Origin of the sequence: Crenalkalicoccus roseus, assembly GCF_004761865.1 — a bacterium.
In the GTDB taxonomy this organism is placed as follows: Bacteria; Pseudomonadota; Alphaproteobacteria; order Acetobacterales; family Acetobacteraceae; genus Crenalkalicoccus; species Crenalkalicoccus roseus.
Genome location: NZ_SJDM01000065.1, coordinates 1 through 11972, shown reverse-complemented (window position 1 = coordinate 11972; position 11972 = coordinate 1). Strand labels below are relative to the sequence as shown.

Below are 11972 nucleotides of genomic sequence, written 5' to 3'. Positions count from 1 at the left end.
CGCAACGTCCCCGCCGCCGTCTGCCTCGCCTCAGCCATCACCGACCGGGCGCGATTGCGTCCAGACCCTAGCGCCGCGGCCGGTCGAGGCGCGCGATCTCGGCCGCCGCGGCGCCGGCGGCGGCAGCGGTCCGCGGCAGGCGGGGCATGGCCTCCAGCCGCGCCAAGGTGACGAGCGGGCCGGCGGTGAAGAAGGGGGCGGAGAGCGCCGCCTCCGTCCGTGCCCGGCTGCCGGCGTGCAGCGCCCGCGCCGCCCGGTTCAGCGCCGCGATCACCGGCTCGGCCGGCGCCTCGGGGGCGATGCCGAGATAGGCGCGCATCTCCGCCCGCGCCTCCGAGAGCAGGTGCGCCACGCCGGGGTCCACCTCCGGCGCGTAGCGCGGGCTGGTCAGCATGCCGTCCGTCAGCAATTCGAGCTGCGCCGCCACCTCGGCCGCGCGCGCCGGCTGGCCGGCCCAGCGGCTGGTGTCGGCAAGGTCCCGCGGCGCCCAGAGGGCGGCGCCGCGCACCGGGTCGCCGAAGCCGGCCAGGTAGGGCGCGCCCGGCTCGGCCGCGCAGGCGGCCAGGGTGGCGCCGAGCAGGGCCGCCATGGCGCCGCGCCGCCGGAGAAGGGGTGGGTGCGAGGTCATTGCGGGGCTCCCCTGCGCTGCGCCGGCGCAACAGGCCGGCGAAAACCAACGCCGCGGCCGCCGCGCCGGCTGCGCCGACGGGCGATGGTGTAGCCTTTCCCTGGCCGGGCGGCACGGTGCGCCGGGGGGGTGCGCCGGCCGCCCGCTCCTTGGGGGAAACGGTGCCATGATCCTCGCGCGCGGCCTCGCGGCCGGCCTCTGCCTTCTCGCCCTCGCCACGCCCGCCACCGCCGCCGGCCCCTGCCTGCAGCCGGCGGAGCGCGCCGCCTTCCAGGTGCAGGCGCTGCAGAGCATGCTGATGGTGGCGGCGCTGCAATGCCGCCAGGAGGATGCCTACAACGCCTTCGTGGGGCGGTTCCGCCCCGAGCTGATCGGCGCCCATCGCGCGGTTTCGGCGCATTTCCGGCGCGCCGGCAGCGGCGTGCGGGGGATGGACGAGCACGTCACCGGCCTCGCCAACGCGCATTCCCAGGACGGCATCCGCCAGGGCGCGCAGTTCTGCGCCAATGTCGCGCCGCTGTGGCGGCAGGTGATGGCGCTCGGCAGCGGCGCCGACCTCGCCCGGCTCTCGGAGGAGCACCGCATCACCCAGATCCACCGCGCCGCCGCCTGCCCCGCCCCGGCCCGGCCGGCGGGCCAGGCCGTGGCCTCGGCGGGGCGCTGACCCAAGGGGGCGGCGCGGGAGAGGGGAGGGGGAGCGCGCGCATTCGTGTTCGGGGCGGCGGGCACCCGGCCCGCCCTCTCGCGTCCCTTGCGCATCCACCCCCGCAGCAATCCTCACCACGGAGGCCCCAGCGCGTGACCCCCGGCAGGACGACCGCGACCCCGCCCCATCCCCCTCGCAGGGAGGGGGCGGGCCGATGACGAGCCCGGCCCTCGCCGCCCTCGAGGGGGCGGAGCGGCGGCCCGGGCGCCTCGCCCTCTACCTCCGCAGCCTGGCCGCCCTCCGCGACCCGCTCCGCCTCGCCCGCCTCGACCTGCCCTGGTGGTCCTTCGCCGCCGCCGAGCGGGTGGAGGAGTTCCTGCGCGAGCGGCGCGGCGCCGCCACCGCCTTCGAGTATGGGCCGGGCGCCAGCACCGCCTGGCTCGCCCGCCGCTGCCGGCGCGTGGCCTATGTGGAGCACGATGCGCGCTGGTGGCCGGCGATCCGCCGGCTGACGGCGGGTTTTCCGCATGTGCGCGGCGTGCTGGCCCCGCCCCGCCCGCTGGCCTCGGCGGAGGGGGCCTGCCGCTCCGGCCGTTTGGGCCATGGGGGGCTCGACTACCGCCCCTATGTCGAGGCGATCCGCCAGGCCGGCGGGCCCTTCGACCTGATCGTCATAGACGGCCGCGCCCGTACCGCCTGCCTGCGCGAGGCGGTGCGCCACCTGAAGCCCGAGGGCGCCATCGTCTTCGACAACACGGAGCGCGCCCGCTACCGGGAGGCGCTGGCCAGGGCGGGCTGCCGCGTCGAGCGCTTCTACGGCCTGACCCCGGCCGCGCCCTACCCCACCGAGACCTCCCTGCTCCACCCCCTCCGGGCCGGCGCGTAGGGCGGGACCGCGCGCGGGCGGGAGCGGCCGGGAAGCGTGACCCCGCCCACCGCGGGCGACGCCCTCAGGCCGCCAGCGCCTCCAGGGGCCAGCGGGGGCGGGGCGCGTGGCCGAGCGGGTCGGCGAGGCCGAGGCGCAGGCGCTCGATCCCCGCCCAGGCGACCATCACCGCATTGTCGGTGCAGAGCCGCGCCGGCGGCACCAGCAGCGCCACGCCGTGCCGCGCCGCCGCCCCGGCCAGCGCCGCGCGCACCGCCGCGTTGGCGGCCACGCCGCCCGCCACCACCAGCGCCCCCGCTCCCGGCATCGCCGCCAGGGCGTGCGCGGCGCGGTCGGCCAGCACCGCCGCCACCGCGGCCTGGAAGGCGGCGGCGATGTCGGCGCGCCCCTGCTCCCCATCCTCCGCCAGCCGCGCCGCGGCGTGCGCCACCGCGGTCTTCAGCCCGCTGAAGGAGAAGTCGCAGCCGGGCCGGCCGAGCAGCGGGCGGGGCAGGGGGATGCGCGCCGGGTCGCCGCGCCGCGCCAGCGCCTCCAGCGCCGGCCCGCCCGGCCAGGGCAGGCCGAGCAGCTTCGCCGCCTTGTCGAAGGCCTCGCCCACCGCGTCGTCGAGGGTGGTGCCGAGGCGGTGGTAGCGCCCCACCCCCTCCACCGCCACGCACTGGCAGTGCCCGCCGGAGACCAGCAGCAGCAGGTACGGGAAGGCGGGCGGCCCCTCCGGCAGCAGGCCGGGCAGGCGGGCGGTGAGGGCGTGGGCCTCCAGGTGGTTCACCGCCACGAAGGGCAGGCCGCGGGCGATGGCGATGCCCTTGCCGAAGGAGGCGCCGACGATCAGCCCGCCGATCAGCCCCGGCCCCGAGGTGGCGGCGACGCCGGCAAGATCGGCGAAGCCGGCCCCCGCCCGCCGCATCACCTGTTGCGTGAGGCGGGGGAGATGGTCCAGATGGGCGCGGGCCGCGATCTCCGGCACCACGCCGCCGTAGGGGGCGTGCTCCCGCTCCTGGCTCAGCACCGCCTCGGCCAGGATCGCGCCGTCCCCGCGCAGCACGGCCGCCGCGGTCTCGTCGCAGCTCGACTCCAGGCCGAGCACGAGGGCATCCGCGGCCAGCCCGCGCGGCGGCGTCGCCCCTTTGCCTTCGCTTTCCATCGTTCCCGCAAGGACCCCGCGTCACGCCATGCCGACCATCCCGCCAGAGCGCCAGAGCGAACCGCCCGCCGGCCGCCGCCCCGTGCCGCGGCACGGCCGTCCGCTGCCGCTGCGCGTCGGCACCAGGGCCTCGCCGCTGGCGCTGTGGCAGACGCGGCACTTCCTCTCGATCGTCTCGCGCTTCTGCCCGGTGCTGCGCGACGCCGAGGCCTTCGAGGAGCACGCCATCGCCACCTCGGGCGACCGCATCCAGGACCGGCGGCTTGCGGATATCGGCGGAAAGGGCCTCTTCGCCAAGGAAATTCACGAGGCGCTGCTGGACCGCCGGGTTGACTTCGCCGTGCACAGCCTGAAGGACCTGGAGACCCAGCTTCCCCCCGGCATCGTCCTCGCCTGCACCCTGAAGCGGGAGGATGCGCGGGACGCGCTGATCCTCGCCCCCGGCGCGGCGCCCGCGCCCGACCCGGCCGACCCCTGGGCGGCGCTGCCCGCGGGCGGCCTGGTCGGCACCTCCTCGCTGCGGCGGCAGGCGCAGCTTCTCGCGGCGCGGCCGGACCTCAGGGTGACGCTGCTGCGCGGCAACGTGCAGACCAGGCTCGCCCGGGTAAAGGCGGGCGAGGTGCAGGCCAGCCTGCTGGCGCTGGCCGGCCTCCGCCGCCTCGGGCTGGAGGCGGAGGCGGCGGTGGTGCTCGACCCCGAGGCGATGGTGCCGGCCGCCGGCCAGGGCATCGTCGGCATCACCGTGCGCGAGGACGACGTGGAGCTGCGCGAGCTGCTCGCCGCCATCGAGGACCGCGAGGCCGCCGCCGTTTCCACGGCGGAGCGGGCGCTGCTCGCCGCGCTCGACGGCTCCTGCCGCACGCCGATCGGCGGCCATGCCCGGCTGCTGCCGAACGGGGAGCTGCGCCTCACCGGCCTGGTGGCGCGGCCGGACGGCTCCTTCCTGCTGAAGCGCTCGGCGGCAGCGCCGGTGGCGGAGGCGGCGCGGCTCGGTATGGAGCTCGGGCGCAGCCTGCGCGCCGACAGCCCCGCCGACCTCTTCGCCTGACCTGCGGCGAGGAGGTCCCCGCCATGACCCGGCCTGAGGGGGAAGGGCGCGGTGCCGTGCTCGTCACCCGGCCCGAGCCCGCCGCGGCCGAGACGGCGCGGCGCGTGGCGGCGCTGGGCTGGCGGCCGGTGCTGGCGCCCGCCCTGGTGCTGGCGCCCCGCCCGGCCCGCCTGCCGCCGGCCCAGGCGCTGCTGCTGACCAGCCGCGCCGCCGCCCGCGCCCTGCCGCCCCCCGACGGGGGGGCGCCGCCCGTCTTCGCCGTCGGCGCCGCGACGGCGGAGGAGGCGCGGGCGCGGGGCTACGCAAAGGTGATCGCGGCCGGGGGCGATGCCGCCTCCCTGACCGATCTCGTCGCCGGGCGGCTCGACCCGCGGGCGGGGCCGCTGCTGCTCGCGGTGGGGGAGGGGTATTCGCTCGATCTTGCCGCGGCGCTGCGGCGGCGGGGCTTCCGCGTGCTGCGCCGCGTCGTCTATGCCGCCGCGCCGGCGGGCGGGCTGCCGGCGGAGGCGCGGGCGGCGCTGGCGAAGGGCGAGGTCGTTGCCGCGCTGTTCTTCTCGCCCCGCTCGGCCGAGTGTGCCATCTCCGCCCTCCGCGCCGCGGGCCTCGCGGGCGCGATCGGCGACATGGACGCCCTGGCGATCAGCCCCCGGGTGGCCGCGGCGGCGAGGACGGCGGCGGCGCCGCAGGCATGGCGCCGGATCCGCGTCGCCAACCGGCCCGACCAGGATTCGTTGCTGCAACTGCTGCACGGCACGAGATAGATGGCATCATGAGCGACTCCCCCGAGAACCAGGCCACGCCTTCCTCCGGCGCCCCGGCGCGGCCCGCCGCCTCGTCCCCCGCCCCGCCCTCGCGCCCGATGCGGCTCGACCCGGCGGCGATCATGATCGGCGTCGGCGGCGTGGTGCTGCTGCTCGCCATCTGGTGGCTCTGGGCCACGCCGCGCGCCGACCAGCGCGCGGCGGCGGAGGAGGCGCGGCTCGACCGCATCGAGCAGCGGCTCGACACGCTGCGCGAGCAGGCCGCCGCCCTCGCCCCGCGGGTCGAGAGGCTGTCAGGGCTGGAGCAGCGCCTGGCGCAGCTCGCCGAGCTTGACGGCCGGCTGCGCGCCCTGGAGCAGCGGCCGGCGCCGCCCGATCCGCGCCCGCTCGAACAGCAGCTCGCCCAGCTTGCCGAGCGGGTCGGCGCGGCGGAGCGGGCGGCGGTGCAGGCGACCGAGCGGCTCGCCGCCCAGGCGGAGGAGCGCGCGGCGGCCACCGACCGGCGCCTGCAGGCGCTGGAGGGCCGCCCCGCCTTCGACCCCGCCGCCGTCGCCGGCCGCGACGCGCTGGAGGCGCTGGCCGCCCGCCTCGGCGAGCGGCTGGAGGCGCTGGCGGCGCGCCAGCAGGAGATCCTCCGCGCCGCGGAGCAGCGCGAGGCCGCCGCGCAGCAGGCGGCGCAGCAGCGCCTGGCGATGGTGGAGAACGCGGTGGAGCAGCGCCTCGGCCAGCTCGGCCAGCAATTCGGCCAGCGCCTCGCCGCCGCCGCGCAGGAGACCGACCAGCGCCTCGGCGCGCTGGAGCGGCAGCTCGAGCAGCGCCTGGCCGCGGTCGAGCAGGCGCAGCAGCGCCTCGCCGCCGCGACGCAGCAGGCCGGGCGCGTCGCCGCGCTCAACGCGGTGCGCGCGGCGCTGGCCGGCGGCCAGCCGCTCGGGCCGGTGCTGCAGCCCTTCCAGGACCCGCCGCCGGCCCTCGCCCGCTTCGCCGCCACGCCGCCGCCGACCGAGGCGGCGCTCCGCCTCTCCTTCGAGGAGGCGGCCCGCGCCGCCCGCGCCGCCTCCGACCCCGGCGAGGCGCGGGAGGGCGAGCGCGCCGGCGTCATGGACGCGGCGCGGGCGCGGCTCGGCGGCCTCGTCACCGTCCGCCGCGGCGAGGAGGTGATCTGGGGCGACGCGGTGGAGCAGCCGCTGGAGCGTGCCCGCCGCGCCCTCGAGGCCGGCGATCTCGAGCAGGCGCTGCAGCACCTGGAGCGGCTGCCGCGCGGCGCCCGCCAGGCGATGCAGGGCTGGATCGAGCAGGCGCAGGCGCTGGTCCAGGCCCGCGCCGCGCTGCGCGAGATGGCGGCGGGCTGAGCCGATGCGCAGCGCCCTCCTGATCCTGATCCTGCTGGCGGCCGGCGTCGCCGCCGCCTTCTGGCTGGCCGACCTCGGCGGCACGGTGGAGATCCGCGTCGGCGAGACCTTCATCGGCCTCGCCTTCCCGATCGCGGTGCTGATCCTGCTCGCGGCGGCGGCGCTGCTGCTCGGCCTCTCCTCGCTGGTCGGGGCGCTGCGCCGCTGGCCGGAGCGGATGCGCGCCCGCCGCGCCGCGCGCCGCCGCGAGCAGGGCGAGGCGGCGGTGACGCGGGCCCTGGTGGCGCTGGCCGCCGGCACGGGCGACGCGGCGCGGCTCGAGGTGCGCAAGGCGCGCGGCCTGCTCGGCGACACGCCGCAGACCCTGCTGCTGGCGGCGGAGGCGGAGCGCCTCTCCGGGCGCGAGGAGGCGGCGGAGGAGGTGTTCCGCGCCCTGGCGCAGCGCGAGGATGCGCGCTTCCTCGGCCTTCGTGGCCTGCTGCGCCAGGCGATGGCGCGCGGCGACTGGGACGCGGCGCTGGCGCTGGCGCGCGAGGCGGAGGCGGCGCAGCCCGGCGCCGCCTGGCTGCGCGAGGAGCGAGCCCAGCTCGCGCTGCGCACCCGCGACTGGCGGGAGGCGCTGGCGCTCTCCCCGCCCGAGGCGCCGCGCGCCGCCCTCGCCCTCGCCGCCGCCGGGCAGGAGCCGGATCCGGACCGGGCGGCCGAGCTGGAGCGGCAGGCCTTCCAGGCCGATCCCGGCTTCGCCCCGGCGGCGCTCGCCCATGCGCGGCGGCTGGAGCAGGGCGGCAACGCCCGCCGCGCCCGCGCCGTGCTGGAGGAGGCCTGGGCCAAGGCGCCGCACCCCGCCCTGGCCGAGCCCTACCTGGCGAGCGAGCCGGATCCGCTGCTGCGGGTGAAGGCGGCCGAGGCGCTGGTGCGCCGCAACCCCGCCCACCCCGAGAGCCGGCTGCTGCTCGCGCGCACCGCGCTGGATGCGGGGCTGACCGGGCGCGCGCGCAACGAGCTGGAGGCGCTGCGCCAGGAGGGCATGGCGGATCGTCGCGCCTTCCTCATGCTCGCCGAGCTGGAGGAGGCCGAGCACGGCGAGACGCCCGAGGCCCGCGCCGCCCAGGCGCGCTGGCTGCGCGAGGCGGCGCAGGCGCCCGCGGAGCCGCGCTGGCGCTGCGGGCATTGCGGCGCCGAGCACAACGAGTGGAAGCCGGTCTGCCCCGCCTGCGATACGGTGGGCCAGATCGCCTGGACCGGCACCGCCCCGGCGGCGCGGGTGCCGACGGCGGCGGGCGCCTGATTCCGGCGGCCGCGCGGCGTGCCTGGCATCGCCGCCGCCGCCATCCATGCCGGACGTTGCCGGCCACCGGCGCGGGCGCTATCAAGCGGGCCGGGCGGCCGGCGCGCCCGCGGGCGCGCGCCTTCCTCCGCACGGATCCGGGCCGCCCCGCCGGGGCGCCGGGAACAGGCCGGGCTAGCTCAGCGGTAGAGCAGCCGATTCGTAATCGGCAGGTCGGGGGTTCAAATCCCCCGCCCGGCACCACCTCGCGGCCCCAGCCCCTTCCCTCCCCTGGCGCGCGCCGGCCCCAGGGTGCAGAAGCGGAGGCGGGACCGGGCACGCCCGCACGCATGACGGCCCCGCCGCTTCCGCGCAGGCGGCCCCGCGCGCCGGCATGCTTGAATCCCCGCCGGCGCCGCCAACAGTCTCTGTCCGAAGTGGAGGAACCCTCATGCCGCCATCCTCGAACCCGGCCGCAGGCATCGTGGACGGCTTCATCGGCGCCGTCGGCAACACGCCGCTGATCCGCCTGCGCCGGGCGAGCGAGGCCACCGGCTGCGAGATCCTGGGCAAGGCGGAGTTCATGCAGCCCGGCGGCAGCGTGAAGGACCGTGCCGCGCTCGGCATCGTGCTCGACGCCGAGCGGCGCGGCCTGCTCGTCCCCGGCGAGCCCGGCACCATCGTCGAGGGCACGGCGGGCAACACCGGCATCGGTCTCACCCTGGTCGCCAACGCCCGCGGCTACCGGGCGGTGATCTGCGTGCCGGAGACGCAGAGCCGGGAGAAGCTCGACTTCCTGCGCATGATCGGCGCCGACCTCCGCCTCACCCAGGCCAAGCCCTACCGCGACCCGGGCAATTACGTGCACGTCTCCCGCCGCCTCGCCGAGGCGCTGGCGGCGGAGGGGCAGCGCGTGATCTGGGCCAACCAGTTCGACAACCTGGCCAACGCCGCGGCGCACGAGGCGACGACCGGTCCCGAGATCTGGACCCAGACAGGCGGGCGCATCGACGCCTTCACCTGCTCCTGCGGCACCGGCGGCACGCTCGCCGGCGTGGCGCGGGTGCTGAAGGCGAAGCGGCCGGAGGTGCGGATCGTGCTCGCCGACCCGATGGGCAGCGCGCTCTACTCCTGGGTCAAGACCGGCGAGCTGAAGGCCGAGGGCAACTCCATCACCGAGGGCATCGGCCAGGCGGCGCGGGTGCCCGGCAACCTCGAGGGGGCGCGCGGGCTGATCGACGACGCGGTGCAGATCCCCGACGAGGAGGCGCTGGAGCAGGTGTTCGACCTGCAGATCCGGGAGGGGATCTCGGTCGGCGGCTCGGCCGGCATCAATGTCGCGGCGGCGATCCGCCTCGCCCGCGCCCTGGGGCCGGGGCACCGGGTCGTGACCATCCTCTGCGATGGCGGCGCGCGCTACCAGAGCAAGCTGTTCAACCCGGACTTCCTGCGGGAGAGGAACCTGCCCGTGCCCTCCTGGCTGGCCTGACAGGGAAGCGCGCCCTCCCCCGGGGGCGGCATGGAGACTTCCATGGAGATCATCGAGCTCGCCCGCGCCATCCGCCAGCGGGACCCGGCGCGCCCGACCTGGGTCGAGGCGATCACCTGCTATGCCGGGCTGCACGCGGTGCTGATGCACCGCCTCGCCCACGCGCTCTACCGGGCCCGGCTGCGCACCCTGGCGCGCATCGTCTCCCACACCAGCCGCTTCATCACCGGCATCGAGATCCATCCCGGCGCGCGGATCGGGCGGCGGCTGTTCATCGACCACGGCATGGGGGTGGTGATCGGCGAGACGGCGGAGGTCGGCGACGACGTGCTGATCTACCACGGCGTCACGCTTGGCGGGCTGACGCTGGAGGGCACCGGCACGCCCGGCAAGCGGCACCCGACCATCGGCCATGGCGTGGCGATCGGCGCCGGGGCGCAGGTGCTGGGGCCGATCACGGTGGGCGACGGGGCGCGCATCGGCGCCAACGCCGTCGTCTCCCGCCCCGTGCCGCCGGGCGAGACGGTGGTCGGCATCCCCGCCCGGCCGCCGCAGGAGCACCGCGTCATGCCCGCCCGGCCGGCGCCCGGCCGCTCGCCCGGCTACGGCCTCGGCGAGACGCCCTGCGACCCGGTGGGAGAGGAGATCGCGGTGCTGCGCGCCGAAGTGGCGACGCTGCGCGCCGAGCTGGCGGAGCTGCGCCGCCAGGCGACGCAGCTGCCGGCGGCGGAGTAGCGTCGCTCACGCGACCGGCACCGGCGGCGCCGCGTTTCCGGGTTCGCCCGCGGCCGGCGCCTGCCTAGGCTGGGACGCTCCCCAACCGGATGAGGAGGGACGTTCCATGGCAAGCATCCGCCGCACCGGCAGCGCCCGCTGGCAGGGCACCGGCAAGGAGGGCAAGGGCACGCTGGCGACGCAGAGCGGGACGCTGCGCGACACGCCCTATTCCGCCACCGCCCGCTTCGGCGACGCGCAGGGCACCAACCCCGAGGAGCTGATCGCCGCCGCCCATGCCGGCTGCTTCACCATGGCGCTCGCCTTCAAGCTGAGCGGCGCCGGCCACGCGCCGGAGACGCTCTCCACCGAGGCGCGGCTCTCCATGGAGCAGGAGGGGGGCGGCTGGACCATCAAGGCCATTGCGCTCACCCTGCGCGGCAAGGTGCCGGGGGTGAGCGCGGAAGAATTCCGCCGCCTCGCCGAGGAGGCCAAGGCGACCTGCCCCGTCTCGCGCGTGCTGAAGGCCGAGATCACGCTCGAGGCGGCGCTGGAATAGGCGCGGGGCGCACCCTTTGGGTCAGAGGCGCCGCGGCAGCGGGTCGAGGTCCCAGGGGGCTCGCCTGGCCTCGGCCAGCGCCTCGGCGCGGCTGAGCCCGATGTCCTTCAGCATCCGCTCGTCCAGCTCCGCCAGCTCGCGGCGGGTGCGGATGGCGCGCAGCATCCGGCCAAGGGAGAGGCGAAGGGCGGGAGCGCGGCGCGTTCCGAGGGCGGCGAAGGGCAGGGTATCGCGGATCCACATGGGGCATTCTCCTTCCACGACGTGGATGGAGCGCGGAGCGGAATAAGAAAAACGAATTGCGTTGACGGCCTCCATCAGCCGCCTTGATATTCGGGGCGAGGAGCCGCCCCATGCTCGCCCTGCCCCCTGGGCTCGATCCCGACCTGCTGCGCAGCTTCGTGCTGATCGCCGAGGGTGGCAGCTTCACCCGCGCCGCCCAGGCGGTGGGCCGCACCCAATCCGCCGTGTCCATGCAGATCCGCCGGCTGGAGGAGATGCTCGGCCAGCCGCTGCTGCTGCGCGGGCCGCGCGGGGTGGAGCCGACGCCGCACGGCGCCTGGCTGCTCGAGCGGGCGCGGCGGCTGCTTGCGATGCACGACGAGATCTTCGCCACCTTTCGCAGCCCTGCCATGGCGGGGCAGGTGCGCCTCGGTACGCCGGACGACTACGCGCTGCGCTGGCTGCCGACGATCCTCGCGCGCTTTTCCGAAAGCCATCCGGCGGCGGAGGTGGAGGTCACCTGTGCGCCCTCGAACGAGCTGGCGGAGCGGCTGGTGCAGGGCGAGCTTGATCTGACGCTGCTCTCGGGCGGCAACGAGCCGCCGGGCTTCGCCGGGCGCACGCTGTGGCGCGGCGCGCTGGTCTGGGTGGGGGCGGCGCAGCACGCGACCCACGCGCGCCGGCCGCTGCCGCTGGCGCTGGCCCAGCCGCGCTGCGTCTGGCGGCGGGCGGCGACGGCGGCGCTGGACGAGGCGGAGATCCCGTGGCGGCTTGCCTATACCAGCACCTCCCAGGCGGGGACCCTGGCGCCGGCGCTGGCCGGGCTTGCCGTGACGGTGTGCATGCCGGGGCCGCTGCCCGAGGGGCTGCGCACGCTGGGCCCGGCCGAGGGGCTGCCGCCGCTGCCGGAGTTCACCATCGAGCTGCTCTCCGGCCCGCCGACCCCGCTGGCCGAGGCGCTGGCGCGCCACATCGTGGCGAGCGTGCGGCTGGATCCCGGGCTCGAAGCGGCGTCGCGGCTGTGAGGCAGGCGCTCGCCGCGGCGCGGAAGAGGGGGTTGACCGGCGGGGGCGGGCGGCGTAAATGCGCCTCCGCCGCGGCGCGGCGGGGTTGACGGGGATTGGGATATTCCCAAAATCTTCGCCCCTTCGGTCGAAGCGGCTCAGCCATCAGGCGAGGTCTTTGCTGCCCATGCATGAGGCGGGGTGGCAGGGCTTGGCCCTGATCGGCACGTTCCTTGACACTTGCATCGGTTTTGG

Annotated in this window: 13 protein-coding genes and 1 tRNA gene; 11 read left to right on the top strand and 3 right to left on the bottom strand. The window is 77.3% G+C overall.

The features are described 5' to 3' along the window. Positions 1-67 precede the first annotated feature (67 nt). On the bottom strand, positions 68-628 hold the full coding sequence (locus tag ET526_RS19895; protein ID WP_135470602.1) for a hypothetical protein: 561 nt from the start codon (positions 626-628) through the stop codon (positions 68-70). A 166-nt stretch (positions 629-794) separates the two neighbouring features. On the opposite strand from ET526_RS19895, the gene ET526_RS19890 reads away from it, so the two are divergent. Then, a complete protein-coding gene (locus ET526_RS19890) occupies positions 795-1292 on the top strand; it encodes a hypothetical protein (protein WP_135470599.1) in 498 nt (165 codons plus the stop codon). Positions 1293-1488: 196 nt separating this feature from the next. Beyond that, positions 1489-2160 carry a class I SAM-dependent methyltransferase gene (locus ET526_RS19885; RefSeq protein WP_135470597.1) on the top strand — a complete coding sequence of 224 codons (672 nt, stop codon included), beginning with the start codon at positions 1489-1491 and terminating at the stop codon, positions 2158-2160. A 64-nt stretch (positions 2161-2224) separates the two neighbouring features. On the opposite strand, the gene tsaD is transcribed toward ET526_RS19885, so the two are convergent. Beyond that, the gene (gene tsaD / locus ET526_RS19880) at positions 2225-3304 is read right to left on the bottom strand and encodes a tRNA (adenosine(37)-N6)-threonylcarbamoyltransferase complex transferase subunit TsaD (RefSeq protein WP_135470594.1); all 1080 of its coding nucleotides are present in this window, start codon (positions 3302-3304) and stop codon (positions 2225-2227) included. Positions 3305-3332: 28 nt separating this feature from the next. Here tsaD and hemC point away from each other — a divergent pair, with 28 nt between their 5' ends. The 8 genes from hemC to ET526_RS19840 all read left to right on the top strand — a co-directional run bounded on the left by hemC (position 3333) and on the right by ET526_RS19840 (position 10491). Next, a complete protein-coding gene (hemC, locus tag ET526_RS19875) occupies positions 3333-4352 on the top strand; it encodes a hydroxymethylbilane synthase (protein ID WP_135470592.1) in 1020 nt (339 codons plus the stop codon). 23 nt (positions 4353-4375) lie between these two features. Then, the gene (locus ET526_RS19870) at positions 4376-5113 is read left to right on the top strand and encodes a uroporphyrinogen-III synthase (protein WP_135470590.1); all 738 of its coding nucleotides are present in this window, start codon (positions 4376-4378) and stop codon (positions 5111-5113) included. 8 nt (positions 5114-5121) lie between these two features. Further along, positions 5122-6462: a hypothetical protein gene (locus ET526_RS19865; RefSeq protein ID WP_135470588.1), complete on the top strand. Its 1341-nt coding sequence runs from the start codon at positions 5122-5124 to the stop codon at positions 6460-6462. 4 nt (positions 6463-6466) lie between these two features. After that, positions 6467-7750: a heme biosynthesis HemY N-terminal domain-containing protein gene (locus ET526_RS19860; RefSeq protein ID WP_135470585.1), complete on the top strand. Its 1284-nt coding sequence runs from the start codon at positions 6467-6469 to the stop codon at positions 7748-7750. A gap of 168 nt (positions 7751-7918) precedes the next feature. Further along, positions 7919-7993: transfer RNA gene (locus tag ET526_RS19855), tRNA-Thr, on the top strand. A 187-nt stretch (positions 7994-8180) separates the two neighbouring features. Next, positions 8181-9218, top strand: coding sequence for a cysteine synthase A (locus ET526_RS19850; RefSeq protein WP_135470583.1), 1038 nt, complete (start codon positions 8181-8183; stop codon positions 9216-9218). Positions 9219-9260: 42 nt separating this feature from the next. Next, positions 9261-9953, top strand: coding sequence for a serine O-acetyltransferase (gene cysE, locus ET526_RS19845; RefSeq protein WP_135470581.1), 693 nt, complete (start codon positions 9261-9263; stop codon positions 9951-9953). A 106-nt stretch (positions 9954-10059) separates the two neighbouring features. Continuing rightward, positions 10060-10491 carry an OsmC family protein gene (locus tag ET526_RS19840; RefSeq protein WP_192898731.1) on the top strand — a complete coding sequence of 144 codons (432 nt, stop codon included), beginning with the start codon at positions 10060-10062 and terminating at the stop codon, positions 10489-10491. Positions 10492-10512: 21 nt separating this feature from the next. Here the strand turns inward: ET526_RS19840 and ET526_RS19835 are convergent, their stop codons facing one another. Further along, positions 10513-10734, bottom strand: coding sequence for a DUF1127 domain-containing protein (locus ET526_RS19835; RefSeq protein ID WP_135470578.1), 222 nt, complete (start codon positions 10732-10734; stop codon positions 10513-10515). Between the two features lie 110 nt (positions 10735-10844). On the opposite strand from ET526_RS19835, the gene ET526_RS19830 reads away from it, so the two are divergent. Then, on the top strand, positions 10845-11738 hold the full coding sequence (locus ET526_RS19830; protein ID WP_135470576.1) for a LysR substrate-binding domain-containing protein: 894 nt from the start codon (positions 10845-10847) through the stop codon (positions 11736-11738). The last annotated feature ends 234 nt before the right edge of the window (positions 11739-11972 follow it).